Genomic DNA, 25,875 nt, shown 5'->3' on the forward strand with positions numbered 1-25,875 from the left:
CCTAGCTTCCCCCGCATGGAACCGACACAGCCCGAAGAAACCGACCTTCCAGGACCGAACCGGCGTACGGTGCTCCGCTACGGCTCCGCCGCCGGCCTGGCCGCCATGGTCGCCGCGGTCCCCGGCTTCACCCGCCCGGGGGCCGCGGCCGTAGCGGCCCCCGGCGCGCCCGAGCCCTCGGCGGCCGGCCTGATGCTGACCAAGTTCAAGGACCCGCTGCGCATACCGCCGGTCCTCAGGCCCCGCGAGCGCGGCGACCACGACGAACTGACCGTCCGCATGGTCACCGCCGACGTCACCCTGCACTCGGAGCTCCCGCCGGTGCCGATGTGGACGTACGAGGGCTCCTACCCCGGCCCGACGATCGAGACGGTCAGCGGCCGGCCGCTGCGGGTCGCCTGGGAGAACCACCTCACCGGCGACATCCCCCTGACGGCCGTCGAGTTCGGCCAGGCCAAGGGCCCGATGACCGACCCGCTCTCCAACTACCCGGGCGCGGAGAACTGCCAGGAGGTCCCCGGGGTGGCCGCGCTGCCGCCGTGGGGCGCCGCGCATCTGCACGGCATGCTGACCGGCGGCGGCAACGACGGCTGGATGGAGAACCTGATCGGCCCCGGTGACGTCCAGCTGTCGGCGTACCCGAACGACCAGGCGGCCACGACGCTCTGGTACCACGACCACACCCACCACCTCAGCCGCTTCAGCTGCTACGCGGGCCTCGCCGGCCTGTTCCTCTCGCGCAACGAGGAGGAGCGGGCGCTCGGCCTGCCCAAGGGCGCCCACGACGTGCCGCTGGTCCTCGCCGACCGCAACTTCGCCACCGACGCGTCGGGCGCGCTCACCGGCCGGCTGCTCCACAAGGTGGAGATGGTCGGCGCGCAGCGTCTGATGCGCCCCCACGCGGCCCCGTACACGCTGGTGAACGGGGTCGTGTGGCCGTATCTGGAGGTGGATCCGCGGTGGTACCGGTTCCGGATCGTGAACACGGCGAACTCGCGGATCTACCGGCTGATGCTCCTCGCGGACGGGGTGCCCGTGCCGGGCGCGCTCCAGGTGATCGGCACCGACCACGGTCTGATCGACCGGCCGATACCGGTCGACGGGGCGGTCAACCTCTCCCCCGGCGAACGCGTCGACGTCCTCGTCGACTTCAGCGCCTTCCGCGGGGGCTCGCTGAAGCTGGTCAACACCTTCCAGGGCGTCGCGCCCGGCGCGCCCGACCGGCGCAACGACCTCCTCGAACCGGACGTCATGCAGTTCCGGGTCGCCGACCGGAAGCCCTCGAAGCGGTTCACGCTGCCCGAGACCCTGTCGCCCACCTTCAAGCGGCTCACCCACGACGACCTGCCGCACGACCACGGCCACCGGTGGATCGTCACGGTCGGCCCCGGCACGGGGAACATGCCGGAGCTCTGGGAGATGGAGGAGATCGACCCGGCCGGCCTCACCTTCCCGGCCGCCGGCGTCGTCCAGGTCAAGAACGCCGAGGGCGCGGTCACGACCCTGCGCAGGACGTCGATGGCGTACGACGACGGCAACACGATCGTCACCGCGCACGGCGCCACCGAGATCTGGAAGTACCTCAACCTCACGGCGGCCCCGCACCCCATGCACATCCATCTGGCGCACTTCCAGGTGATGTCCAGGGAGAGCTACGACATCACCGGCTTCGACCGGGTCGCCCGCGGCTCGGCCCGGCCCATCGCCTTCCGCGCGGCCTCCGCCCTGGAGCCGCACGAGCAGGGCGAGAAGGACGTCATACGGGTGGGGACGGCCGGCCAGATCGTGCCGGGCCCGAACGGCACCCCGGGCGAACTGGTCACCGTGGTCGTCCGGTTCCCGGTGGTCGGCAGGGGCGTCCACCACTGCCACATGCTGGAGCACGAGCAGCACATGACCCGGCCCCTGGTGGTCTCGCCGGCCGCGCACCTGGGCGGCGGCGGGCACCACTGACGGCACCACCGACGACATGCCGGTGCCCGCGCCGGGGGACGGACGCGGGCACGGGCGGACGGGGACGGCTCAGGGGTTCAGGACCCAGGCCGACTGGTGGGCGGTGAAGCCGATGTGCGGGTAGTACTCGGTCGCCGCGGGGGCCGAGAGCAGGACGATCTTGGCCTGCGGGGCCTCCTTGCGGGTCGCGTCGATCAGCTCCCGGCCGATGCCCGAGCGCTGGTGCTCGCGGACGACGGCGATGTCGGACAGGTACGTCACATAGGAGAAGTCCGAGATGCTGCGGGCGATGCCCACCAGCTCGCCGTCGACGCGGCAGGTGACGACCAGGTTGGCGCCCCGCACCATGGCCGCCATGCGCTCGGTCTCCTCGATCGGGCGGCGCTCGCCGAGGCCCGACTCGCGGTAGACCCGCAGAACGTCCCCGAGGTCCAGATCGGGGCCGTTCTCCCGCTCAATGCTCCAGCTCACGAAGGTTCTCCAACCGCTTGTAGATGACGTCGTGGTGTACCAGGTAGCGCTCGGGCCCGACGGGATCGGCCTCGATCCCCTCGGTCCTGAGCAGGGTGAAGAAGTCCTCGCCGTTCGCGGCGTCCTGGATCATGCGGTAGGTCTTCTCCCGCTCGCTGCCGCTCTCCAGGAGGTCGGCGAGGACCGCCGAGCTGTAGGCGAGGCCATTGGTCTGGTCGATCGCGGCCCGCATCCGGTCCGGGAACACCTGGAGGTTCCGGACCAGTTCGGCCGCCGCGGTCACCTGGTAGTGCGCGAGGGTGAACGCGTCGGGCAGGACGACCCGTTCGACCGACGAGTGGGACAGGTCCCGCTCGTGCCAGAGCGCCACGTTCTCCAGCATCGTCCCGGCGTACCCGCGCAACAGCCGGGCGATGCCGGAGAGCCGCTCGCTGGTCGTCGGGTTCCGCTTGTGCGGCATGGCGCTCGACCCCTGGTACGCCGCCGTGCGGGGCTCCTCCACCTCGCGGACCTCGCTGCGGGAGAGGAGCCGGATCTCGACCGCGATCTGCTCGACGCAGGCGCCGAGCGTCGCGATCGCCTGGACCAGCTGGGCGTGCCGGTCACGGGCCACGACCTGACTCGGCGCCGGCTCCACGCCGAGCCCGAGCGCCTCGCACACGTGCCGCTCGACGAAGGGGTCGATCAGCGCGTACGTCCCCACGGAGCCGGAGATCGTGCCCACCGCGACCTGCTCCCGCGCGTCCTTCAGGCGCCGGATCGACCGGTCGACGGCGAAGGCGAAGCCGGCGATCTTGTGGCCGAAGGTGGTGGGTTCGGCGTGCATGCCGTGGGTGCGGCCGATGCACGCCGTGTCCCAGTGCTCGACCGCCTTGTCGACCAGCACCCCGCGCAGCCGCTCCGCCGCGCCGGTCAGGAGGTCGCAGGCCCGGGCCAGGGTGTGCCCGAGCGCCGTGTCCACCAGGTCGTAGCTGGTCATCCCGAGGTGCACCCACCGGGCGGAGTCGTCCGGCAGGTCCTCACAGAAGGCGGCCAGGAAGGAGAGGATCTCGTGGTCCCGGTCCCGCTCCAGCTCCGCCACGCGCGCCGCCGCCGGCACCCGGGCCCGCCGGATGTCCGCGAGGGCTGCCTCGGGAACCCGCCCGAGCAGCGCCTGGGCCTCCGAGGCCAGCACCTCGACCTCGGTCCAGGTCGTGTAGCGGGCCTGGTCGGACCAGAGCTCCGCCATCTCGGGCAGTGAATATCGGGCGATCACGACCGTCGTACCTCCTCAGGAATGGCCGCGGGCCCGCCGAAGCGACGGCGCGGCGCACCGGATTTCAGGCGACCTTGCGGACGATCTCCACGACGCCGGAGTTCACGAGGGTCTTGATGTCTTCGTCGCCGCCGGCGAGCGCCAGGTCCATGTCGTGCAGACGCTCGACGATTCCGTGGACGACCTTCTCGGTGTGGGTCTCCTCGGTGCCCTCCCAGATCAGGTCGGGGAAAACGGTCAGATACACCTTGTCGTTGCCCTGCGTGTAGATGTTGACTTCCATGACGTCCCGGAGAGCCATTCGGGCGTTGTAGATCAGCGTGTTCATGGAGACCACCGACTTTCTGTATCCGCTTTTTAAGAGGCTTTCTCGCCTGCACGTCCTGACCATATGGTGGTCAGGACCCGGTGCGGCGGCAACAGGGTCGAGTGTTCACCGTGTTCAACTGCGCGAAATCCGCAATCGAACGCTCTCGCCTTTTCGAGGCCGATTGACAGAAAAAGCGCGCGCTGTGGAACATCGGTGCTGTTCACAAATACGTCAGGCCGCGTCTACGAAAAGCATCCGGAGTGCCATGAAAATCCTGTTCATCACCACGGGCAGCCAGGCCACCTTCTACGCCGCCGCACCGCTGGCGACGGCCGCACGGAACGCGGGACACCAGGTCATGCTGGCCGCCCACGAACCGTGGGTGGACACCGCTGAGGCCATCGGAATCCCCACGTTCTGCTACACGGTCGACCCGATCCGGCACTTCATGCGGATCACCAACCCGGGCAAGGGCCTGCGGTTCCCCCGCGAGCTCGGCGACGAGGAGATGTTCGGCCAGGGCCGCGGCTTCGCCCGCATGGGCCTGGCCGGCGTGGAGTCCCTCCTCGCCCTGTCGAAGGACTGGACCCCCGACCTCATCGTCGGCAGCTCGCAGAGCTACGCGGCGATGCTGCTCGCCGCCCACCTCAAGGTCCCCTACGTCCGTCAGGTCGAGTACCTGGGCATCCCGCTCACCGGCATCGACCCGGGCGCCGAGGCGGAGCTGCGTCCCGAGCTGGAGCGCCTGGGCGTGGACGGGCTGCTCAAGCCCGACCTGCTCCTGGACTCCACCCCGCCGTCGCTGCGCCCCTCGCACGACCCGTCGGCCCAGCCGATCCGCTGGATCCCCAGCAACCCGCAGCGCCGCCTGGAGCGCTGGATGTACACGAAGCCCGAGGGCCGTCGTCGTGTGCTCGTCACCTCCGGCTTCCGCAGCCTGATGTTCCGCGACCCGGGCTGGTCCATGCCGCTGCTCGTCAGCGAGCTGAACAAGCTGGGCGCCGAGGTCCTCATCGCGGCCTCCCCCGGTGCCGCCGAGCGCTTCGGCGGGGAGCTGGGCGACGCCCGCGTCGGCTGGATCCCGATGGACGTCGCCGCGGCCACCTGTGACCTGGCGGTCCACCACGGCGGTGCCACCACGGCCACGACCCTGATGGCCAACGGCGTGCCGCAGCTGATCATCCCGGAGAACCCGCCGGAGTTCCCGCCGAACTACCACCGCGAGTCGATCGCCAAGGCGATCACCGACTTCGGTGCCGGCAAGACGCTGTGGCCGGTGGAGGAGCGGCCCGACCAGGCGCCGGGCGCGACCATCGCCGCCGCCTGCAAGGAGCTCCTGGAGACCCCGAGCTACACCGAGCGGACGCAGTTCCTCGCGAAGGAGATCTCGACGCTGCCGACGCCCGCCGAGATCGTCCCCAAGCTGGAGGCCATCGCCTCCCGCTGACCGCGCATCGGCGCACCGGGATCGCCCCGGGACCACGGAGAGCCCCTCTCCCCGGTCCCGGGGCGATCCGCGTTCCCGGGGGCCGGGGTGCCGGGGTGGTCCGCGCCCTCGGGGGCCGGGGCGCGGGGGTGATCCGCGCGCTCGGGGGCCGGGCCGCGGGGGTGGTCCGCGCGCTCGGGGGCCGGGCCGCGGGGGTACGCGGAAGGGCCGGTCGGTCGTGATGACCGGCCGGCCCTTTCCGTGGACGTACGGCTCAGGCGGCGACGAGCGCTTCGAGTTCGGCGAGCACCTCGGCGGGGGTCGGCAGGGAGACGGACTCCGCGGCGAGGAGCCGGGTCCGCTCGGCGTAGCCGGGGTCCGAGAGGATCGTCAGGCAGGCCTCGACGATGACCTCGTCGGCGTCGCGGCCCGCGAGGCGGTGCTTGTCGACCATCAGGGCGGCGCCGCCGGCGGCCACCGACTCGGCGACGGCCTTGCCGTATCCGTTGTCGGGGATGATCACCTGCGGGACGCCCGCGTTGATCAGCGTCATCGCGGTGGTGGCGCCGCCGTGGTGGACGGCGAGGTCGCAGGTGGGGGCGACGACGTCGAGGGGCAGCCAGCCGATGCGGACGTCGCCGAGCTCGGAGCCGTACTTCTCGGCGGCCTCGGGGAGCGCGGCGATGAGCACCTCGGCGCCGGTGCCGGTGAGTTCGTCGACCAGCTTCCGCAGCGAGCTGCCGGGGGTGTCGAGCATGAGGTTGCGGGTGCCGGCGGTGATGAGCACCCGGCGGCGGCCCTCGGGCTTCGTGTACATCCACGGTTCGAGGCGGCGCTGGCTGACCCGGGGGACCCAGCGCATCGACCGGGCGGCGGGGGCGCCCTCGGGGCGGACGGACGGCGGGCAGAGGTCGATGAAGAGGTCCGGGTCCGGCAGCGCGTCCAGGCCGAGGCGCTCCAGCTCCGGCTGGAGTTCGGCCACCGCGGTGCGGTCGCGGCGGGCCATCGGGGCGATGTGCCAGATGTGGCGGACGTACGGGACCTTGAGGCGGGCGGCGAGGAGCCGCGGGACGTGCGAGAGGCCGCCGACGACGAGGTCGGGCGTCCAGGAACCGGTGAGTTCCAGGAGGGCGTCGAGCCGGACGCCGGCCGTCATGGACTCCTGGCCGTAGCGCATGCGCTCGGGGGTGATGCAGACGGCGGGGAGACCGACGGAGGCCGCGGCGGCCATCAGCGGCTCGTCGGCGGCGAGGAGGATCTCGTGGCCCGCGTTCCGCGCGGCCGAGGCGAGGGGGGCGACGCCGAAGACGGCCGCCTGGCTGCCACCGACGGTGAACAGGATTTTCATGGAGGTCGAACCTCTTCCGTGAGAATGCGGATCAGTTGATTCCGGGGCCCCTTTCCGGGGCCCTTCGGGGGTCAGCCCGCCTCGGCCATTTCCATGATGTATTGGCCGTAGGCCGATTTCGCGAGGCGGCTGCCCAGCCGGTAACAGGTCTCGCGGTCGATGTAGCCCATGCGCCAGGCGATCTCCTCGAGGCAGGCGATGCGCACGCCCTGCCGGTGTTCGAGGACCTGGACGTAGTCGCCGGCCTCCATGAGCGCGTCGTGGGTCCCGGTGTCGAGCCAGACGAAACCGCGGCCGAGCGGGATCAGCGTGGCCTCGCCCCGCTCCAGGTAGACGCGGTTGAGGTCGGTGATCTCCAGCTCGCCGCGCTCCGAGGGCTTCAGCTCCCTGGCGATGTCCACGACCTGGTTGTCGTAGAGGTAGAGCCCGGTGATGGCCAGGTTCGTCTGCGGCTTGGCGGGCTTCTCCTCCAGGGCGATCAGCCGCCCCCGCGCGTCGAGCGTGCCGACGCCGTACCGCTCCGGGTCGCGCACCGGATAGCCGAAGAGGACGCAGCCGCGCAGGTCCTGCGAGGCGCGCTGGAGCATGGGGCCGAACTCGTAGCCGTGGAAGATGTTGTCGCCGAGGACCAGGGCGACGGAGTCGTCGCCGATGTGGTCGGCGGAGACCAGGAACGCGTCGGCGAGACCACGGGGCTTGTCCTGCTCCGCGTAGGTCAGGTTGATACCGAGCCACGAGCCGTCCCCGAGCAGCCGGCGGAACATCTCCTGGTCCTCGGGGGTGGTGATGATCTCGATGTCGGTGATCCCCGCCAGCATCAGCGCCGACAGCGGGTAGTAAATCATCGGCTTGTCGTAGACCGGCAGCATTTGCTTTGATACACCGAGGGTGATCGGATGGAGCCTCGTACCATTGCCGCCGGCCAGGATGATGCCCTTCACCGTGGCGCCTCCTCAATCTATTCGGTGCCAATTTGGCGGATGCCCGCACTTTATATCGGGAGAACGCACGGCCGAAAGCCACCTCGCTCGCGGGCGGGAAGAGCGAATACCGGCGGCATTGACGAACAATGCGCCACCTCTCCATGCTGGCCCCATCCCGGTTCAGGCACGCGAATTCCTCTTGTCGTTTAGGTGGATCTGTGAAAATGGAAGCTCTGACACCCGTCCAGGAATCCGATCGGAAGCCCGGCGTCGGCATCGGCGTCATCGGGTGCGCCGACATCGCCGTGCGGAGGGCAATCCCGGCGATCCAGAACTCGCCGTTCCATCTGGTGGCGGTCGCGAGCCGCTCCCTGGAGAAGGCCGAGGGCGTCGCGGGACCGCTCGGCTGCGCGGCCGTCGAGGGGTACGAGCGGCTGCTCGAGGAGCCCGGCGTCGACGCGGTCTACCTCCCGCTGCCCAACAGCGAGCACGCCGCGTGGGCGCGCCGGGCACTCCTTGCCGGGAAGCACGTCCTGATCGAGAAGCCGGCCGTCTCCACCGAGGAGACCGCAAGGGAGCTCGTCGCGCTCGCCGAGGAGCGCGGGCTGCTCGTCATGGAGAACTTCGCGTTCCTCCGGCACCCCCAGCACGATCTGGCGCGGTCCCTCCTCGCCGACGGCTCCATCGGCGAACTCCGGGCCTTCAACGGCGTGTTCGGCATTCCGCCGACCGACCCGAACGGGATCAAGTACCAGGCGGAGCTCGGTGGCGGGTCGCTGTGGGAGGTCGGCTGTTACCCGGTGCGCGCGGCCCAGGAGTACCTGGCGGCGGCGCCGGAGGTGCTGGGGGCCGGTCTGGAGTTCTCCGACGGGCTCGGGGTGGACGTGTCGGGCGTGGCGCTGCTGCGCGACGAGGCCGGGGTGACGGCGAACTGCTCCTTCGGGCTCTCGCACAGCTACCGCTCGACGTACGACCTCTGGGGCACCGAGGGGCGGCTGACCCTGGAGTGGGCCTTCACCCCCTCGCGGGACGCCCGTCCGGTGCTCGTCCTGGAGCAGCGGGACCGGGTGACGCGGATCGCGGCGCCGGCCTCGGACCAGTTCCTCGGGGTGTTCTCGACCTTCCACGAGGCCGTCGTCGACCCGGCGGCGCGCGCCCGGCACCACCAGGACCTGGTGCGCCAGGCCGAGTTGATGGCGCGGATCCGCGCGCACGCCACCGCCCGCTGAGCGGAACGCAGAAGAACGGCAGCCGGTGTCCTCGGACACCGGCTGCCGTTCTCGCGTACGAGCCGCCTTACTGGGGAGTCATCTTCACGATCGGGTACTGCCGCTCGGACTTGCTCTGGTACTTGATCATCCGGGGCTGCGCGGTGGAGATGAGCTTCCACGCGGCCTCCCGCTCCTCGCCCGCGAGCTTGACGGGCGTGATCTTCACCGGGCCGCTGCCGCCGGGCAGTTCGACGGTGGCCCGCTCCGGGTTGGCCATGAGGTTGGTGTACCAGTCCGGGTTCTGGGTGCCGCCGCCCGAGGCGATGCTCAGCCAGGCGTCCTTCCCGTCACCGAACCAGGCCACCGGCGTCACCCGCGGCTGGCCGCTGCGGCTGCCGACCGTATTGAGGATCAGCACGTCCATGCCCATGAACGTGGCCTTGCCGTCGCGCACCTTGCGGATCATTCGGGCATTCATTCGCTTCTGCATCCACCGGGAGAACGCCCCCGGCGTTCCCGGCTTGCGCTTGGTCTCCGCCATGTCCACCTCCACACATTTCCCGCGCCTCACGGCGCGATATCAAAGACGAATTCTTGCGTTCAACCGACCGTCCCGCCACCCGAATGCGTTCACAGCGCGTCCGGTGCGTTCACAGGGCGAGGAAGGGCCGGGGAAGGCACTGCTCGTACGTCGGGAGCAGGCCGGCGGCCGCGGCCTCGGCCAGGGTGGGGGCCACCGCGTCCTTGTCCGAGCGGATCGGGGCTTCCGTGAGGTTCCACGGCAGGGCGAGCTCCGGGTCCAGCGCGTCGACGTCGATCATCGTCCCCGGCACGTACTCCTGCGAGCAGAGATAGCTCATGCACGTGTCGTCGGTGAGGGCGAGGAACGCGTGCCCGACGCCGTCGGGCAGGTACACCGCCGTCCCCGACTCCGGGCTCTGGTAGGTGACGTCGTAGTGGCCGAACGTCGGCGAGCCCACCCTGAGGTCGACCGCGATGTCCAGGGCGCTCCCCCGGACGCAGGTGACGAACTTCGCCTGGCCGGGCGGGACCTTGGTGCCGTGGATGCCCCGGAGGGTGTTCCGCTTCGACACCGAGTAGTTGACCTGCCGGACCGAGAACTCCCAGCCGCTCTCGGCGAGGAGCGCGCTGGTCTTCACCGACTCGAAGAAGTACCCGCGCCGGTCGCTCAGCGGCTCGGGCTCGACGCGGTACGCGCCGGGCACCGCCATTTCCGTGATCAGCACCGCATGCTCCTCGCTGACTCAGCCGGCGGAGACCGGGCCGGCTCCGGCCGCCGCGGCGATCCGCTGACGCATGGCCGCGGAGTCGTTGGCGTGCGGGAACTCCTCCTGGGGGACGTCGACACCGAGGAAGGCGCACAACGGCTCCCACCCCTGCTTCACGTCGTAGACGAGGACGTTGTCCGCGCCGAGGGCGCGCACGACCTCCTCGTTGTGGCGGTGGTACGCGGCGATGGCGTGGTCCTTGTCCTCGAACCGGCCGTCGAAGACGCCGTCCCACACCATGGTGCGGGTGAGGTCGAGCAGCCGGGCCTGGCGGGAGCCGGGCTCCGGCGGGTGCTCGGCGCTCTTGAGCACGAACTGGTAGAGCGTGTCGTACGTGCTCCGGTACCAGCCCTCGGCCTCGCGGACCGTGAGGATCACCTTGGCGTCGGGGAACGCCTCGCCGATCTGCCGGTAGTAGACCGCGCAGGGTCCGTCCACGGCGGAGGTGTAACCCTCGTACAGGGCGGCCCAGTCGGGCTCCTCGCCGTCACAGACGATCTTCGCCCACTGTTCGAGGCGCTCGCCGTCGCCGACGATGTCGAACATGTGGAAGCAGGTCCCGAGACCGAGCCGGTCGAGGGCCACCTTGAGGGACGTGGTGCCGGTCCTGCCGAGACCGGCGTTGATGAGCTTCAGCACGGTGCCGTGTCCCCTTCCTCAGCGAAAGGCCGCGGGTTCCTGGAGGGTCGCCACGTTCACGCGGTTCCAGAAGTTGACCAGGCCGATGTGCATGACGATGGCGCCGAGCTGCTCGTCGTTGTAGTACTTGGCGGACTCCTCCCAGACCTCGTCGGGGGCCATGTCCACCGGGTCCGTCATGAGGGTGACGGCCTCGGCCATCGCGAGGGCGGAGCGCTCGGCGGCGTCGAAGACGGTCTGGTTGCGCCAGTCCGACACCTGGGCGAGGCGCTTGTCCTCCTTGTCCGCGATGTCCTCAAGGGTGTAGATGCGGCCGTTGATCTCGCTGACGAGCAGCCGGACCAGGTCGAGCGTCGTCTGCGGTACGCCGACCTTGCCGATGACCTCGGTCAGGTCGAGCAGGGGCTGCAGGGCGCCGGGAACGACCAGCGAAGGGTTGTCCATCCGTGGACTCATCGGGTCTTCTCCTGTGCGATTAAGTAGCGCGTGAGTGCGTGTCAGTACGTTTGAATTACCTCGGAAACATGCTGCTCTCCACCCTTCACCTGCGCAAGAAATCCCGTTCAAGTGCGGAATGCAGCAGATGCAACGCGATGCAATCCGTAAGTTGCCAGGAATTCAGACGATGACTTGTAGTGGTCTCGTGTCAGAGTCCACCGCAACGAAGAGCAGGCAGCCGATCTGCCACGGCATTCAGGAATCCCGCCAATTACTTCTCGAAGGTCATTCCACGGTCACCGGGCACGTCGAGGACGTGCTCGGTGCCATCCGTGCGACGGACCCGGAGCTCGGTGCGTACGTCGAGGTGGCCGAGGCCCGTGCGCTGCGCGAGGCCGCGACGGCCGACCTGCTGGTCGCCCGGCTCGGCCCGGCCGCCTTCCGCGGCCGGCCGCTGCTCGGCGTCACCGTGTCGGTGAAGGACCTCATCCAGACCGAGGAACTCCCCACCCGGCGCGGGTCGTTGCTGCCCAACCACCGTACCGCCGCCGACGCGCCCTCCGTGGCGCGGCTGCGCGCGGCCGGCGCGATCGTGGTGGGCAAGACGACCACATCGGAGTACGGGTGGAGCGCGAGCACCGTCGGACGGCTCGGCGCCCCCACCCGTAACCCCTGGTCGCCCGACCGGACGGCCGGCGGTTCCAGCGGCGGTTCGGCCGCGGCGGTGGCGGCGGGCCTGTGCACCGCCTCGCTCGGCACCGACGGTGCCGGATCGGTGCGCATTCCGGCCGCGTTCTGCGGGGTCGTGGGGTTCAAGCCCTCGTACGGGCGCATCCCCTACGTGCCCGCCTGCGCCGAACGGCTGTCCCACGTGGGACCGTTGACCCGGAGCGTGGCGGACGCCGCCGAACTGATGGCGGTGCTCGCGGGGCCCGACGCCCGCGACCCCGACTCGTGGGCCGCACCGCCTCCGGCTCGGGCCGCGCTCGGGCCGCTGCGGATCGGCTGGATCGAGTTCCCCGGGACGTCACGGCCGGTCCGCGACGTCACCGAGGGCGTCCTGCCGGTCCTGACGGCGCTCGGACACCGCGTCGAGCGCATCGAGGTCCCGTTCCCCGACCCGTACGGCGCGCTGGTGGACATCCTCGCCGCCGCGGACGCGCACGGCACCGCGCCCGAGGACGAACCCCGCTGCGACCAGGGCCGGTTGGCGGTCGTGCGGTACGGGCGCTCGCTGAGCGCCGCCGCCGTCGCGCGCGCCGAGGCGGTCCGGCTCGCCCTGCGGACCCGGCTCGCCGCGGTGATGGAGACGTACGACCTGCTGGCCATGGCGACGGTGCCGATCGAGGCGTTCGCCGCCGAGGCCATCGCCCCGCCGTGGGCCGCCGACCCCGCGGACCTGCGGTGGCTGTCCTGGTCCCCGGCCGCGTACCCCTTCAACCTGACCGGCCAGCCCGCGCTCTCGCTGCCCGTCGGCCTCACCCCGGCCGGGCTGCCGGCCGGGCTCCAGCTCGTGGGCCGCGTCGGCGACGACGGCCTCGTCCTCTCCGCCGCGGGCCTCCTCGAGACGGCCCTCGGCCTTTCCCTGACTCCCCCCGGCACCACGACGGAAGGAAGACGCCCATGACGCCCAGGACGCTCGACGACGACCTCATGATCTCCGCCGCCGCACTCTTCGGGTCGGCGCTCGCCGCGCTTCCGAAGGACGCCGGGCGCCCCTTCCCCGCCCCCGTCCCGGTCCCCCCGGCCCCCTCGGCGCCCGAGCCCGCGGAGCCGGCCGACGACGACCTCTTCGCCCTGTCGGCCGCCGGGCTCCTCTCGACGGCGCTCGGCCTCACCCTGCCCCGCCCCGGCGTCACAGCGAAAGGCAACTGATCATGGCTTCGAGAACGTGGTCCCGGATCGGCGGTGACAGCGGCGTCGGACGCCCCTCGTTCGTCGCCGAGTTCGGACTCTGGGACGACCGGCAGGCCGCGGCCGCCGAGCAGGTCGAACTCCAGCTGGACGAGGTCGACCTCGTCCGGGTCGTGTTCTGCGACCCGCACGGCCTGGCCCGCTCCAAGACGGTGCCGGCCGACGTCTTCCGCTCGGTCCTCCGCAACGGCATGGACTTCAGCGCGGGCCCCTTCCTCTTCGACACCGGTCACGCGGTGGCCGTCGAGTTCCTGGAGGACGCCGGCGTCGGCGTCGGCGAACTGCTCGGCGCGGGCGACTTCGTCCTCGTCCCCGACCCGCGCACCTTCCAGGTGCTGCCCAGGGACGGCGCCAGGACCGCCTGGGTGATCGGCGACGAGTACCTGCGCGACGGCACCCCGCACCCGCTGTCCGCCCGCAACGTGCTGCGCCGCGTCTGCGCCGCGTACCAGCGCGAGGACCTCGCGCCCGTCATCGGACTCGAACTCGAGTGGTACCTCACCAAGCTGACCGGTGGAGGCCCGGTCGGGAACGCCGGCAACGGCTTCGGCCTCCAGGGCGCGGCCCCCGAGGTGACGGCCGTGAACCCCGGCTACCAGTTCAACCTCGACAGCGCCTACGACTCCGTCGCCGACATCGCCGACCCGCTGGCCGCCCTGCTCATCCGACTCGGCCTGCCGCTGCGGTCGTTCGAGCACGAGTCGGGCCCCGGGCAGCTGGAGACGACCTTCAACCCGATGCTGGCGCTCGACGCCGCCGACGCGATGCTGCTGCTGCGCACCCAGCTCAAGCAGGAGTGCCGCCGGCGCGGCCACCACGCCTCGTTCATGACCCTGCCGCGGATCGAGGGCTTCGACCCCAGCGGCTGGCACCTCCACCAGTCCGTCAGCAGCACCAAGACCGACGTCAACCTGTTCGCCGAGGGCGACGGGTACCAGGACGCCATCTCCGCCGAGGGCCAGGCCTACATCGGCGGACTGCTCTCCCGGGCCCGCGAGCTGTGCCTGCTGTCCGTACCGACCGTGAACGGATACCGGCGCCTCTCCCCCGAGTTCGCGCTCGCCCCGACCTCCGTCGACTGGCGGTTCGAGGACCGCAGCGCCATGGTCCGGGTCCTCGCCGGCGGCAGCGCGACCCACGTCGAGAACCGCATCGGGGAGCCCAACGCCAACCCGTACCTCGCCATCGCCTCCCAGCTGCACGCGGGCCTCGAAGGGCTGCTCTCCGGCGTCCCCGCCGACCGCGTCCCCCGTCCCCCGCTGCCCGGCACCCTCCCCGAGGCCGTCGAGGCCTTCCGCGCCAGCGAAAGCGCCGAACGGCTCCTCGGCGCCCCGCTCAAGGAGTGCCTCGCCCGGCTCAAGGAGAGCGAGGCCGCCCGCTACGCCGCCTGGTGCGCCGCCGAACTGCCCGGGGGCCCCACCGCCGAGGTCACCGAATGGGAGCACCGCGAGTACTTCGGCGCCTTCTGACCGACCTCCACCCCGCAGACCCCGCACGCCGTACACGCACACCCCTCATCAGATCCGACCCTAAGGAGAACAGTCATGTCGCGGTACGAATGGGACGGCACGAACCCCGCCATCGAGACGCTCAAGGGCGCCATCGAACCGTCCCGCCAGAAGGTGCTGAGCCACGCGATCTACCACCAGCTGGACTCGGTGGACGCGGTCGTCACCTTCATGGAGCACCACGTCTTCGCCGTGTGGGACTTCATGTCGCTGCTGAAGTCCCTCCAGCGCGAGCTGACCTGCGTCGAGGTGCCGTGGCTGCCGTCGGCCGCCACCGGCAGCCGCAGGCTCATCAACGACATCGTGCTCGTGGAGGAGAGCGACGAGCTGGGCGACGGCTTCATCAGCCACTTCGAGCTGTACGTGGACGGCATGCGCCAGGCCGGCGCGGACACCACCCGCATCGACGCCTTCATCGGCCTGCTCCGCGCGGGCCGTCCGGTGCCGGCCGCCCTCGACGAGGCGGGCGTGCCGCGTTCGGTGGCCGAGTTCGTGGGCACCACCTGGGACTTCATCGACAACGCGCCGGTGCACTGCCAGGCCGCGGCCTTCGCCTTCGGCCGCGAGGACCTGATCCCCGACATGTTCGACCAGGTCGCCGCGCTCGACGCCGGCCACGGCACGCTGTCCACGTTCGTCGACTACCTCCGCCGCCACATCCAGGTGGACGCCGAGGAGCACACCCCGATGGCCATGCAGATGCTGGCCGACCTGTGCGGCGACGACGAGGCCAAGTGGGTCGAGTGCGAGGCGACCATCGACCGCGCGCTCGCCGCCCGGACCCGGCTGTGGGACGGCATCTCCGACGCGATCACCGCGAACACCCGCTGACGGGCCGACTCTTGTGAGGAGAGCACACACATGGCGAAGGTGAAGGAGACACCCGCGGTCACCGGGAGCGGACGCGCCGAGCGGATCGCCTCGCGGACGCGGGACGAGAACTGGAAGAAGCCGCCGCGGCGGATCGAGACGTCGGAGTGCATCACCTGCGACACCTGCCTGCGCAGCTGCCCGTCCGAGTTCGGGGCGGTCTTCGACGACGGTCTCAACGTGGTGATCGTGCCGGAGCTCTGCTCGGGCTGCCCGGTGTGCGTGATGGTCTGCCCGGTCGACTGCATCTACGTCGACGAGGAGTGGACGGCGACGGAGGCCCGCATGTGGGAGCACATCGACCTGACGGCCGGGGGTGCGGCATGAGCTTCCCCACCGAGCGGGACGGCACCATGTCCCGCCGGGCGGCCCTCGCCAAGGCGCGGCAGAGCCGCCGGCCGAGCCGTCTCGGCCGGGCGGCCGGGGCCTCGGAGGAACCCGACTACAAGGTGCCCGAGAACTCCGGCTTCCCGGCCCTGCTGCGGCAGACCTGGCAGCGGGCGGTCGACGCCCCCGACCTGGCGACGGCCGTCGACACGCTGCTCACGCTCGCCGGGCACGTACCGGCGGACATCCAGCTGCGGGCGCTGCCCGTGGAGGACGAGACCGCGCTGAAGGTGCTGGTCGGCCGGTCGTGGCGGGACGACGCCAGGACCGTCGACCGGCCCGACGGGGCGGCGACGGCGTTCCTCGGCGAGATCGGTCTCGACCGGAGCGGCCGGCTGGTCGTCCGGGTCCCCTCGAAGGGGCCGCTGAGCGGCGAGGCCGAGCTGGTCGACGGCGTGCTGCGGGTGCCGTGGTCCGCCGAGGACCTCGCGGACTACCAGGTCGAGCTGGCCCTGGCCGACGACCGGTGGCACGCCTCGGTCGCCGACTGCCGCCAGTACCTGTTCGCGGCGGGCGCGGACGGCCGCCGCGGGCTGCTCGACGACCTCACGGAGGCGGCCCTGCGGACCGCGCCGTTCATCCTGTACGCGGGCGAGCGGCAGTACACCAACTTCCGCGACCGGAACACGCTGACCGGCAAGACGCTGCGGCCGGGGCACCCCGACTGCGCGCTGAGCACCCTGGCGACGGTTCCGCTGGAGCTGTGGTCGGACAGCGACGTGCTGCTCGTCGTCTGCCTCACGCTGCTCGTGCGGTCGTCGGGGTACGGCCGGATCGAGGAGGCCAACGGGACGCAGCTCACGCTCGACCACGTGGCGCTGCTCTTCGAGCGGACCCGGACCGCGTACAACGCGGCCGACACCTCGCTGCCCCCGGTGCCGGCCCCCGCCTCGCACGGGGTGGGCGCGCTCGGCGAGCTCGCCGGCGCGCTGGCCGCCCGGCGCCGGGAGCTGATGGCGACCGGCACCGTCCGGCTCTACCGGGAGATCTACGGCCCGCTCATGCACAAGATCGAGCGGGTCGCGGGGCCCGTCAAGGACGACGCCGAGCAGCTGGAGGCCGCGCTCTGCGCCCGGGTGCGGGAGCGGCTGCCGCTCACCGGCGCCACCCTGGCGGAGCTGTCCGCCGAGCTCGAGGCGGCGCCCGGCTGGCTGGCCGAGCCGCACGGCTCCTTCGGCTCGGGCCTGGAGTCCCTGGTGTACGAGTCGGTGCGGGCGGCGACGGCGGTGTTCGACGCCGACTTCGCGATGAGCCGCGGGATGCGTTCGCTGCCCGCGCTGATCGAGGCGCTGCGCGCGGAGGAGTTCCCGAAGATCGCCGCGTGGGAGATCCCGCACTTCTTCTGCTGTGTGGTGCCGTCGCCGGAGGCCCCGCGGCTGTTCGGCGGTTCCGTCTCGCACCTGGCGGACACCGCGTGGGCCATCTCCTCGCGGATGCAGTACAACTCCTGGCACTTCCTGGTCGGGAACCTGCCGAAGGTGCCCGAGATCGCGGCGCGCGACCACTTCGTGCCGCCGGCGATCCCGGACATCGCGTACTACTCCGACCAGCACCACAACGGCCACGTGGCGGCCAAGGTGCGCTTCACCGTGCGCAGTCCGCAGGCGGTGGAGGTGCTCGGCCGGCGGTTCAACGGGTTCATGGACCTGCGGCTGCTGCGCTGCGAGGGGCTGCCGTTCGACGAGCAGGACCTCCTGGCGGCGGACCGGCTGTCCGCGTTCGTCGCGCGGGCGACGAGCCTGGCGGCCGGCCTGGTCGCGGAGGGCGCGCACATCGAGGTGACGTCGTTCGACTCGCAGTGGCACTGGGACCAGATCGCCGCGTGACGCGGAAGCACCGGAAACCACGTGGGGCCCCTGGCGAAAGCCAGGGGCCCCACGTGGTGGTGTGTCCGGGAGGTCAGACCGCGACGGGCTGCTCGGCGGAGCGGGTGTGGACGGCGCGGTAGCTGTTCCAGTCGATGCTGGTGATCAGCGCGTACTGCTTGCTCTGGAAGGCGCTGCGGGCCGCGGACCAGTCGGCCTCGGCCTGGTTGCGGTGGGCGTCGTAGGCCGCCTTGGAGGCCCACTGGGAGTAGACGATGACGAAGTCGTTGTCGGTGCCGACGGTCGCCAGGGTGCCCTCGCCGCCGTCCAGGTTGCGGGAGCGGATGCCGCGCATGACGGTCTGCGAGCGGTAGCCGGGGACGTCCACCAGCCAGTCGTGGGTGGTGTCCAGCGTCTTGACCAGGGTGGCCTGCTGGTTCGGCTTCACGCCGAGGATCTCGACGACCGTGTAGTCGTCGCGCTCGGGCGAGACCTCGGTGACGTCGCCGAGCTCGGGGTGGCGCCGGGTGAACTCCACCTCGTTCTGCATGAGGCGGACGTAGGTGGTGATCTCGCGGAAGACCGGGACGGTGTGGTGCTTGAACTCGCTGTCGTTGTAGCGGGATTCCAGGTCGTCCATGCCGCGCCACTGGATGAAGTTGAGGGTGCCGGGGTTCTGCTCGCCGCGGTGCACGGTGCTGGAGATCCAGCCCGGGTAGGCGGCGACGTCGACGATCTTCTTCATCTCGGTGACGAGCGTGTCGACGCGGTCGCGCGAGTCGGTCTTGAACAGGTTGAGGACGGTCAGGTGCCCGGCCTCGGGGCTGATGATCGGCATGGTCGCTCCTTGGGAAAAAGGGGTGGACGCCCCGCGGCGCGGGGCGTCTGGGTGTCCTAGAGGTCGGCGGCCCGGCCGAACCAGCGGGTGAGGGCGTCGGTGAGGGGCGCGGTCTCGTCGCCGGCGATCCAGGCGGTGTAGCCGTCGGGGCGGACCAGGACGGCGTCGACGTCCGCGAGCGGGCCCTCGGGCCGGGCGGCGGCGGTGACGGTGTCGACCCGGTCGCTCCACGGCCGGGCCGCCGCGGTCAGGGCGGCGTCGCCGCTCAGGTCGAAGAGGACGGCGCGGCCGCCGTGCAGGGCGCGGTACGCGGTCGTCTCGCCGTCCGGTCCTGTGAAGGCGAAGTCGGGCAGGCGGCGGCCGAGCAGCGGGTGCTCGCCGGCGCCGGCGTCGTAGGTGATGTCGAGTCCGGTGACCATGCCGACGAGGTGCTTGCGGACCTCGTCGTACGCGAGGAGCTCGGCGAAGACGGCCCGCATCGGGTCCATCTCGGGGCCGCCGAGGTACAGGCTGCGCTGGGTGAGCGTGTTGGCCAGGATGCGGGCCGCGACGGTGTGGCGCTCGGTGTGGTACGTGTCGAGCAGGCCCTCGGGGGCGGTGCCCTTGATCTCGGCGGCGAGCTTCCAGCCGAGGTTGACGGCGTCGCCGAGGCCCGCGCTGATGCCCTGCGCGCCGATCGGCATGTGGGTGTGGGCGGCGTCGCCGGCGAGGAAGACCCGGCCCTTGCGGTACTGGGCGGCCTGCCGGCTGGAGTCGGTGAAGTAGCTGAGCCACACCGGCTTGCCGGTGCTGATGTCGTCGCCGGTGACGCGCTTGAAGGCGTCGGCGACCTGCTCGAAGGTGGGCGGCTCGGTGGTCGGGCGGACGCCCGCGCCGCGCTCGTACACCACGACGCGGGTGGTGTTGGGGCCGACGGGGAGGACGACGACCATGCCCGCGTCGCCGAGCTCGCCGGTGGGGCGCAGCCGCACCTGGACGTCGGTGACGTCGGCCATCAGCATCTCGATGGTGGCCGTCTGGCCGGGGAAGTCGATGCCGGAGAGCTTGCGGACGACGCTGCGGCCGCCGTCGGCGCCGACGGCGTAGCGGGCGCGCAGGGTGCGCGGTCCTTCGGGGGTGTCGGCGGTCACCTCGACGCCTTCGGCGCCGTCGGTCACGCCGGTGACCTCCCAGCCGCGGCGGATGTCGGCGCCGAGGCCGGTCGACCACTTGTTGATGATGGCCTCGGTGAGGGCCTGCGGGACGCCGCGCACGCCGAAGTTGCCGCCGGGTATGACGGTGTAGTCGAGCGGCATGCCGCCGAAGTGGCCGATCGGGATGACGCCCATGTCGCCGAACGCGCCGAGGAGTCCGCGCTGGTCGAACTCCTCCATGGTCCTGGCGGAGAAGCCGAGTGCGCGCGACTGGCGCATCGGCTCGGTGAGCCGCTCCAGTACGACGGCGTCGACCCCCGCGAGGCGGAGTTCGCCCGCGAGCATGAGCCCGGTGGGGCCCGCTCCCACGATGATGACGTCGGTGTCAAAGTCCTGCGCTGTCACTGTCTTTCCCTGCCTTCCATGCGTGTCCGTACTTCCCGTGTGTTCTTCGGATCCGGTGTCAGATCCGGTGGTCGAGGTTGCTCGCCCTGGCGGTGAGGTGGGCGCGGACCCGGTCGAGGCCGATGAGTTCGGCGAGCACCGTGCGCAGCGGCTCGATGCCGGGGCCGTCGAGCATCAGCTGTTCCTGGGCCGCGACGTGCTGGAGCACCCGTGCGCCGACGGGGTGCCGGGTGTCGTGGTAGGTGTCGAGGGTGCGGGGGGCGGCGCGGTCGTGGACGGCCGCGGCGAGCCGGGGGCCCAGGTCGGCGGCGTCCTGGAGCCCGGTGTTGAGGGCCTGGCCGCCGACGGGCGGGTGCCAGTGGGCGGCGTCGCCGGCGAGCAGGACCCGGCCGTGGCGGTAGGTGTCGGCCTGGCCCTTGGCGTTGTCGAAGGCGTCGAGCCAGACGGGGGTGCCGGTGGAGATGTCCTCCCCGGTCACCCGCCGCCAGGCGTCGGCGACTTCGTCGAAGGCGGGCGGCCCCGAGCGTGCGGCGAGGGGGGTGCCGAACGCGTGGACCATCACCCGGGTGATGCCGTCCCGGGTCATGGCCACGGCGAAGCCGCCGGCGAGGCGTTCGAACCGGCGGTCGCGGACGGTGAGGCCCGTGACGTCGGCCCTGAGGAGTTCCTTGGTCGCCGGTGTGGAGGTGACGGGGATGCCGGCGAGGCTTCGGACGGTGCTGTGGGCGCCGTCGCAGCCCACCACGTAGTCGGCGCGGAGGGTCAGGGGCCCGTCGGGCCCCTGGATGCCGCACCGGACGTGGTCCGTCTCCTCGGTGAGGGTGGTGAGTTCGTGTCCGCGGAGCACGGTGGCGCCGAGTCCGGTGGCGCGGGCGCCGAGTTCGGCCTCGGTGCGGTACTGGGGCACCTTCCAGTTGCCCCCGTACGCGCTGTCGACCGGGGTGAGGGCGAAGCCGAGCCCGCCGAAGTGGGTGCGCGGCTCGTGCGCGGCTTCGGCGAGCAGGGCGTCGAGGCCGTGCTCGTGGAGGATTTCGGCGGTGCGGCTGCTGAGCTGGCTGGCCCGGGATTCGGTCATCGGCCGGGCCAGCCGTTCCACCACGACCGTGTCGACCCGGGCCCGTGTCAGCTCGCAGGCCAGCAGGAGCCCGACGGGGCCCGCGCCGACGATGACGACCCGCGCGTCCGCCCGGGGCGGTGTCACTGTGCCGTGCGTCCGCCGCCGACACCCTCGGCGTACGCCTTGGCGAGGCGGAGGGTGGCGAGGCTGTTGCCGCTGAGGGCGGTCTGGACGTACTCGCGGGCGGTCTGGACGGTGACGCCCTCGCCGAGCACCGTGGTGATGTTCTCGGTGTTGATCCGCACGGTGTGGCGGGAGGTCACGGAGACGCCGCCGCCGGGGCGGTCCTCGATGAGCCAGCGGCCGGTGTGCAGGGTCATCAGGGCGGGCAGGACGATCTGCTTGTACACGATGGTGGTCGCGGTCTTGCAGACGCGGACGGACTTGGTGGTGTGGGTGGAGCCGTCCTTGGTGCGGGTGTCCATCTCCAGGATCTGGAGGCCGGGTTCGTCCTCCTCCAGGGTGACCCGGGCGACGTGCGGGAGGCGCTCGCGCCAGTACTGGGCGTCGTTGAGGAACTCGTAGACGTCCTTGCCGCTGCCCTCGACGGTGACGGTGTCGTCGAAGACGAGGAGGTCGTCGGGGCCGCCGGCCTCGGCGCTCGCCTTGAGGGCCTGGAGTTCGGAGGCGCTGTTGCGGTCGACGGCCTGGGTGATCCATTCGAGGTCGGCGGGGTCGTCGCCGGCCGCGTGGAAGTCGTGCAGCAGCCGGACCCGGCAGGTGTCGTCGGTGACGGGCTCGACGATCCAGGCGCCGCCCATGCCGCCGACGGGGTGCTGCGAGCGTTCCTGACGGAACGTCACGCTCTTGTTGGCGGCGTCGTGGACGCGGCGCGAGGTCCAGGTCTTGGCGGTGCCGTTGGCGGTGGCCCAGAGCTGGATGAGCTCGTCGTCGCCGTCGCGTTCGACGACCTCGGCGTGCACGGTCGGGGGGAAGGTCTCCGGCCACCTGGCGACGTCCGCGATCAGTGCGTACACCAGTTCGGCGGGGGCGGAGACGTTGATCTCGTGTTCCGTTTCACGTACCGCGTTCTCGGTCACGTTTCTTCTCCTCTCGGTAAGCGGGGCCTCTAGCCGGCTTCGCCGAACCAGCGGTGCAGGGCGGCCTGGAGGTCGCCGCCGTCGGGGGCGGTCCAGGCGATGTAGCCGTCGGGGCGGACGAGGACCGACCCGGTCGGGGCGCCGCCCTCCTCGGGTCCCGCCGGGAAGCTCTTCACCCGGACGACGTCGACGCGGTCGGCCCAGCCGGCGGCGGCGCGGGCCGTCTCCTCGTCGGAGGTGACGAGGACGCCCCGGGCGGCGTGGAGCAGCCGGGCGGTCCGGTCGCTGCCGCCGTCGGCGAGTTCGAGCTCGCGGTCGGCGAGCCGGGTGCCGAGCAGCGGGTGCGCGGCGTCGCCGGCGCCGGTGTCGTACCGGATGTCGAAGCCGCTGACCATGCCGGACAGGTGCCGGGCCACCGGAAGGAGCGCGACGAGCTCGGCCATGACGGCCCGCATCGGCTCGACGGACTTGCCGGTGAGGTTGAGCGTCCCCTGCGCGAGGGTGTTGCGCAGCAGCCGGGCCCCCACCGGGTGGCGTTCGGCGTGGTAGGTGTCGAGCAGCCCCTCGGGGGCGGTGCCCCGGACGGTCGCCGCCAGCTTCCAGCCGAGGTTGTAGGAGTCCTGCACGCCGACGCTGAGCCCCTGCCCGCCCGCGGGCAGGTGGATGTGCGCGGAGTCGCCGGCCAGCAGGACCCGGCCGCGCCGGTACTCGGTGGCCTGGCGGGTGGCGTCGGTGAAGGCGCTCACCCAGCGGGTCTCCCCGTGGTGGATGGAGTCGCCGGTCAGCCGCTGCCAGGCGTCGGCGACCTGCGGGAAGGTGACCTCGCGGCGGTCGGGCGGGGTGCCGTTCTCGCAGACGATGATGCGGGTGTAGCCCTCTTCGAGCGGCGCGGCCATGACCATGCCGTTGGGCCGCAGTTCGCCGATCATGCGGGGCTTGATGTCACAGCCGCGGACGTCGGCGAGGTACATCTCGCGGGTGGCGTCGGAGCCGGCGAACTCGAAGCCCGCCTGGCGCCGTACGGTGCTCCGCCCGCCGTCACAGCCCACCAGGTAGCGGGCGGAGTGCTCCTCGATGCCCTCGGGGCCGCGGACGGTGACGGTGACGCCGTCCTCGTCCTCGGTGAAGCCGGTGAACTCGTAGCCTCGGCGCAGGTCGGCGCCGAGTTCGAGGGCCCGCTGCTCCAGCATCTCCTCGATCTTGTACTGGGGGGCGCCGCGCACTCCGAAGTGCGAGCCTTCGAGCACCCCGTAGTCGATCGGGAGGCCGCCGAAGTGGCCCTGCCGGGTGACCTCGATGTTCTCCAGGCGTTCGAGGATCCCTCGCTGGTGGAACATCTCGGTGGCGCGCGCGGTGAAGCCGATGCCGCGCGACTCCCAGCTCCGCTCCCCCCGCTGCTCGAAGACGACGACGTCGGCGCCGCCGAGGCGGAGTTCGGCCGCGAGCGTCAGCCCCGCCGGCCCCGCACCGATCACGATCACATCGGTATCCATGTTTTCCTGTCCTGAGCCTCGACCTCTGCGATGGGGGGACCGGCGGTACGCGGAATCAGACCGCGATCGCCTCGATGATGGAGATCGGCGCGCTGGTGGGGACGGCGCGCGTGACCTGGAAGCCGGCCTTCGCGAACAGCTCGGTGTACTCGGCGAGCGTGCGGTCCTGGGCACCCAGCATCAGCATCAGCCAGAGGTCGATGGTGTGGCCGAGGTGGTGCTCGTTGTTCTCGGGGAGCACGTACTCGATGACGAGGAGCTTGCCGCCGGGGGCGATCGCCTCGCGCGCGTTGCGCAGGGCGGTGACGGCGTCCTCCTCGGAGAAGTCGTGGATGATGTGCTTGAAGACGTAGGCGTCGGCGCCCGAGGGCAGCTTGTCGAGGTAGCCGCCGTGCTCGATGGTGAAGCGGTCGGCGACGCCGGCCTCCTCGAAGAGCGACTGCGAGTCGACGGTGGCGACCTCGGAGTCGTACAGCACGCCCTTGACGTCGGGGGCCTGCTGGAGGATGCCCGCGAGCAGGTTGCCGCGGCCGGCGATGACGTCGACGACGGTGGAGAACTGGGTGAAGTCGTAGGCGTCCAGGATCGGGCCGGTCTCCGAGAGGGAGAGGCCGCCGAAGGCCTGGAAGAAGACCTGCGCGTACTCCGGGGTGGCGTGGAAGAAGTCGAGCGCGCCCATGCCGCGCAGCTTCGGCAGGTTGGGCTCGCCGGTCTCGACGGTGGTGGCGAGGTGGCCCCACTCCTCGTGCAGCAGCGGGTGGCTCATCAGCACGGCGAAGCCGCGCATCGAGTCGGGGGCGTCCTCGCGGAGCTTGTCCGAGAGCGGGGTGTTCTCGTAGCGGCCGTCCGCGGTGGCGGCGAAGACGCCGTGGCCGGCGAGGGCGCGCAGGACGCGGTGGGTCGCCTTGGCGTCGGAGCCGACGCGGCCCGCGATGTCGGCGGCGGACAGCGGGCCGTCGGCGAGGACGTCCGCGACACCGAGCTTGGCCGCGACGGAAAGGGCCTGGGTAATGACGGCACCCTGGATCAGGTCGAGCAGGGCGTACGAGTCGGACTGGTCGCGGACCTCGGTCTTTTCGGACATGACTTTCCTTCCGGAGCACCTTTTTCGTGGATTTCCCGAAGATAGGTCGGCGCTTCTCGGACCCGCAACCAGACACTTTTGAAATTGTTGACTCGAACGTTCAACCGGAGAATCTGTGCGGTTGAACGCACCGTTACCTCCACTGCTCCTCGACCGGGATTCCGGGCCTCCTTGTCAGATTGGCAAGGCCCCACATACATCCCGAGAAGGAGCAGGCGGAATGGCCGAGAACGGACAGCAGGTAGCGCTGATCACCGGCGGAACGAGCGGCATCGGCCTGGCCGTCGCCGAGAACCTCGCGGGCCAGGGGCACAAGGTCTTCCTCTGCGCGCGCAACGAGCAGAACGTCCAGGAGACGGTCGCCAAGCTCCGCGCCGCGGGTCACGACGCCGACGGGCTGGCCGCCGACGTCCGCAAGCCCGCCGACGTGGACCGCCTGGTCGGCGAGGTCGTCGAGCGGTACGGCCGGATCGACATCCTGGTCAACAACGCCGGCCGCAGCGGCGGCGGCGAGACCGCGGAGATCGCGGACGAGCTCTGGTACGACGTCATCGACACCAACCTGAACAGCGTCTTCCTGATGACGCGCGCCGTCCTGAAGAAGGGCGATCCGGTCGGGCGCGGCTGGGGTCGCATCATCAACATCGCCTCCACGGGCGGTAAGCAGGGAGTCGTCCTCGGCGCCCCCTATTCGGCGTCGAAGCACGGTGTCATCGGTTTCACCAAGGCGCTGGGCCTGGAGCTCGCGAAGACCGGCGTCACGGTCAACGCGGTCTGCCCCGGCTATGTCGAGACCCCGATGGCGCAGCGGGTCCGCCAGGGCTACGCCGCGCACTTCGAGACCTCCGAGGCGGAGATCCTGGAGCGCTTCGAGGCGAAGATCCCGCTGGGCCGCTACTCCACCGCCGAGGAGGTGGCCGGCCTCGTCTCGTACCTCGTCTCCGACGCGGCGGCCCCCGTCACCGCGCAGGCCATGAACGTCTGCGGCGGCCTGGGCAACTACTGACCGAGCCGACGG

General features: G+C 71.3%; 24 protein-coding genes and 1 pseudogene. 10 read left to right on the forward strand and 15 right to left on the reverse strand.

The annotated features are described in order from the left end of the window. Positions 1-15: 15 nt before the first annotated feature. The gene (locus ACZ7G1_RS21160) at positions 16-1,953 is read left to right on the forward strand and encodes a multicopper oxidase family protein (RefSeq protein ID WP_470872825.1); all 1,938 of its coding nucleotides are present in this window, start codon (positions 16-18) and stop codon (positions 1,951-1,953) included. A gap of 69 nt (positions 1,954-2,022) precedes the next feature. Here the strand turns inward: ACZ7G1_RS21160 and ACZ7G1_RS21165 are convergent, their stop codons facing one another. The 3 genes from ACZ7G1_RS21165 to ACZ7G1_RS21175 form a co-directional block, all read right to left on the reverse strand. Further along, a complete protein-coding gene (locus tag ACZ7G1_RS21165; protein WP_470872823.1) occupies positions 2,023-2,424 on the reverse strand; it encodes a GNAT family N-acetyltransferase in 402 nt (133 codons plus the stop codon). Then, positions 2,408-3,679, reverse strand: a complete 1,272-nt coding sequence (gene purB / locus ACZ7G1_RS21170) for an adenylosuccinate lyase (RefSeq protein WP_470872821.1) — start codon at positions 3,677-3,679, stop codon at positions 2,408-2,410. Before purB ends, ACZ7G1_RS21165 begins: the two co-directional genes overlap by 17 nt. 64 nt (positions 3,680-3,743) lie before the next feature. Further along, positions 3,744-4,007 (reverse strand): hypothetical protein, encoded by a 264-nt coding sequence (locus tag ACZ7G1_RS21175; RefSeq protein WP_470872819.1) that lies wholly within the window; start codon positions 4,005-4,007, stop codon positions 3,744-3,746. A gap of 247 nt (positions 4,008-4,254) precedes the next feature. On the opposite strand from ACZ7G1_RS21175, the gene ACZ7G1_RS21180 reads away from it, so the two are divergent. Beyond that, positions 4,255-5,436: a glycosyltransferase gene (locus ACZ7G1_RS21180; protein WP_470872818.1), complete on the forward strand. Its 1,182-nt coding sequence runs from the start codon at positions 4,255-4,257 to the stop codon at positions 5,434-5,436. Positions 5,437-5,689: 253 nt separating this feature from the next. On the opposite strand, the gene ACZ7G1_RS21185 is transcribed toward ACZ7G1_RS21180, so the two are convergent. Both ACZ7G1_RS21185 and rfbA read right to left on the reverse strand, forming a co-directional pair. Beyond that, a complete protein-coding gene (locus ACZ7G1_RS21185; protein WP_470872817.1) occupies positions 5,690-6,763 on the reverse strand; it encodes a nucleotide disphospho-sugar-binding domain-containing protein in 1,074 nt (357 codons plus the stop codon). A 71-nt stretch (positions 6,764-6,834) separates the two neighbouring features. Further along, positions 6,835-7,704 (reverse strand): glucose-1-phosphate thymidylyltransferase RfbA, encoded by an 870-nt coding sequence (gene rfbA / locus ACZ7G1_RS21190; protein ID WP_470872816.1) that lies wholly within the window; start codon positions 7,702-7,704, stop codon positions 6,835-6,837. A gap of 206 nt (positions 7,705-7,910) precedes the next feature. On the opposite strand from rfbA, the gene ACZ7G1_RS21195 reads away from it, so the two are divergent. Beyond that, positions 7,911-8,915: a Gfo/Idh/MocA family protein gene (locus tag ACZ7G1_RS21195; protein WP_470872814.1), complete on the forward strand. Its 1,005-nt coding sequence runs from the start codon at positions 7,911-7,913 to the stop codon at positions 8,913-8,915. Positions 8,916-8,982: 67 nt separating this feature from the next. Here the strand turns inward: ACZ7G1_RS21195 and ACZ7G1_RS21200 are convergent, their stop codons facing one another. The 4 genes from ACZ7G1_RS21200 to ACZ7G1_RS21215 form a co-directional block, all read right to left on the reverse strand. After that, entirely contained in the window at positions 8,983-9,438 is a 456-nt protein-coding gene (locus ACZ7G1_RS21200; protein ID WP_470872812.1) for a nitroreductase/quinone reductase family protein, read from the reverse strand. A 109-nt stretch (positions 9,439-9,547) separates the two neighbouring features. Next, positions 9,548-10,144 (reverse strand): dTDP-4-dehydrorhamnose 3,5-epimerase family protein, encoded by a 597-nt coding sequence (locus ACZ7G1_RS21205; protein ID WP_470872810.1) that lies wholly within the window; start codon positions 10,142-10,144, stop codon positions 9,548-9,550. An 18-nt stretch (positions 10,145-10,162) separates the two neighbouring features. Then, the gene (locus ACZ7G1_RS21210; RefSeq protein WP_470872809.1) at positions 10,163-10,825 is read right to left on the reverse strand and encodes a sulfotransferase family protein; all 663 of its coding nucleotides are present in this window, start codon (positions 10,823-10,825) and stop codon (positions 10,163-10,165) included. An 18-nt stretch (positions 10,826-10,843) separates the two neighbouring features. After that, complete coding sequence (locus ACZ7G1_RS21215) at positions 10,844-11,281, reverse strand: carboxymuconolactone decarboxylase family protein (protein WP_470872807.1); 438 nt, start codon at positions 11,279-11,281, stop codon at positions 10,844-10,846. A 187-nt stretch (positions 11,282-11,468) separates the two neighbouring features. Between ACZ7G1_RS21215 and ACZ7G1_RS21220 the strand changes: the two genes are divergently transcribed. The 6 genes from ACZ7G1_RS21220 (at position 11,469) to ACZ7G1_RS21245 (ending at position 17,768) form a co-directional block, all read left to right on the forward strand. Further along, positions 11,469-12,890 (forward strand): amidase, encoded by a 1,422-nt coding sequence (locus tag ACZ7G1_RS21220; RefSeq protein WP_470872805.1) that lies wholly within the window; start codon positions 11,469-11,471, stop codon positions 12,888-12,890. Continuing rightward, positions 12,887-13,138 carry a hypothetical protein gene (locus tag ACZ7G1_RS21225; protein ID WP_470872804.1) on the forward strand — a complete coding sequence of 84 codons (252 nt, stop codon included), beginning with the start codon at positions 12,887-12,889 and terminating at the stop codon, positions 13,136-13,138. The genes ACZ7G1_RS21220 and ACZ7G1_RS21225 overlap by 4 nt, the downstream gene beginning before the upstream one ends. Positions 13,139-13,140: 2 nt before the next feature. After that, positions 13,141-14,646, forward strand: a complete 1,506-nt coding sequence (locus ACZ7G1_RS21230) for a glutamine synthetase family protein (RefSeq protein ID WP_470872802.1) — start codon at positions 13,141-13,143, stop codon at positions 14,644-14,646. Positions 14,647-14,721: 75 nt separating this feature from the next. Beyond that, the gene (locus ACZ7G1_RS21235; protein WP_470872800.1) at positions 14,722-15,516 is read left to right on the forward strand and encodes a DUF3050 domain-containing protein; all 795 of its coding nucleotides are present in this window, start codon (positions 14,722-14,724) and stop codon (positions 15,514-15,516) included. Between the two features lie 30 nt (positions 15,517-15,546). After that, the gene (locus ACZ7G1_RS21240) at positions 15,547-15,882 is read left to right on the forward strand and encodes a 4Fe-4S dicluster-binding protein (RefSeq protein WP_033205660.1); all 336 of its coding nucleotides are present in this window, start codon (positions 15,547-15,549) and stop codon (positions 15,880-15,882) included. Continuing rightward, on the forward strand, positions 15,879-17,768 hold the full coding sequence (locus tag ACZ7G1_RS21245; RefSeq protein ID WP_470872798.1) for a hypothetical protein: 1,890 nt from the start codon (positions 15,879-15,881) through the stop codon (positions 17,766-17,768). The genes ACZ7G1_RS21240 and ACZ7G1_RS21245 overlap by 4 nt, the downstream gene beginning before the upstream one ends. 73 nt (positions 17,769-17,841) lie before the next feature. Here ACZ7G1_RS21245 and ACZ7G1_RS21250 read toward each other — a convergent pair whose 3' ends face one another. The 6 genes and pseudogenes from ACZ7G1_RS21250 to ACZ7G1_RS21275 all read right to left on the reverse strand — a co-directional run bounded on the left by ACZ7G1_RS21250 (position 17,842) and on the right by ACZ7G1_RS21275 (position 24,857). Then, entirely contained in the window at positions 17,842-18,585 is a 744-nt protein-coding gene (locus ACZ7G1_RS21250; protein WP_470881709.1) for an antibiotic biosynthesis monooxygenase family protein, read from the reverse strand. A 56-nt stretch (positions 18,586-18,641) separates the two neighbouring features. After that, positions 18,642-20,177 (reverse strand): annotated as a pseudogene (locus ACZ7G1_RS21255) (FAD-dependent monooxygenase); the annotation flags it as partial. A gap of 4 nt (positions 20,178-20,181) precedes the next feature. After that, the gene (locus tag ACZ7G1_RS21260) at positions 20,182-21,324 is read right to left on the reverse strand and encodes an FAD-dependent monooxygenase (protein WP_470881710.1); all 1,143 of its coding nucleotides are present in this window, start codon (positions 21,322-21,324) and stop codon (positions 20,182-20,184) included. Beyond that, complete coding sequence (locus ACZ7G1_RS21265; RefSeq protein ID WP_470881711.1) at positions 21,321-22,280, reverse strand: aromatase/cyclase; 960 nt, start codon at positions 22,278-22,280, stop codon at positions 21,321-21,323. Before ACZ7G1_RS21265 ends, ACZ7G1_RS21260 begins: the two co-directional genes overlap by 4 nt. A gap of 29 nt (positions 22,281-22,309) precedes the next feature. Next, positions 22,310-23,773: an FAD-dependent monooxygenase gene (locus ACZ7G1_RS21270; protein ID WP_470881712.1), complete on the reverse strand. Its 1,464-nt coding sequence runs from the start codon at positions 23,771-23,773 to the stop codon at positions 22,310-22,312. Positions 23,774-23,828: 55 nt separating this feature from the next. Continuing rightward, positions 23,829-24,857, reverse strand: a complete 1,029-nt coding sequence (locus ACZ7G1_RS21275) for a methyltransferase (RefSeq protein WP_470881713.1) — start codon at positions 24,855-24,857, stop codon at positions 23,829-23,831. 220 nt (positions 24,858-25,077) lie between these two features. On the opposite strand from ACZ7G1_RS21275, the gene ACZ7G1_RS21280 reads away from it, so the two are divergent. Further along, positions 25,078-25,863, forward strand: coding sequence for an SDR family NAD(P)-dependent oxidoreductase (locus ACZ7G1_RS21280; RefSeq protein WP_470881714.1), 786 nt, complete (start codon positions 25,078-25,080; stop codon positions 25,861-25,863). Positions 25,864-25,875: the final 12 nt, after the last annotated feature.

The organism is Streptomyces sp. NPDC037273, from assembly GCF_055603625.1.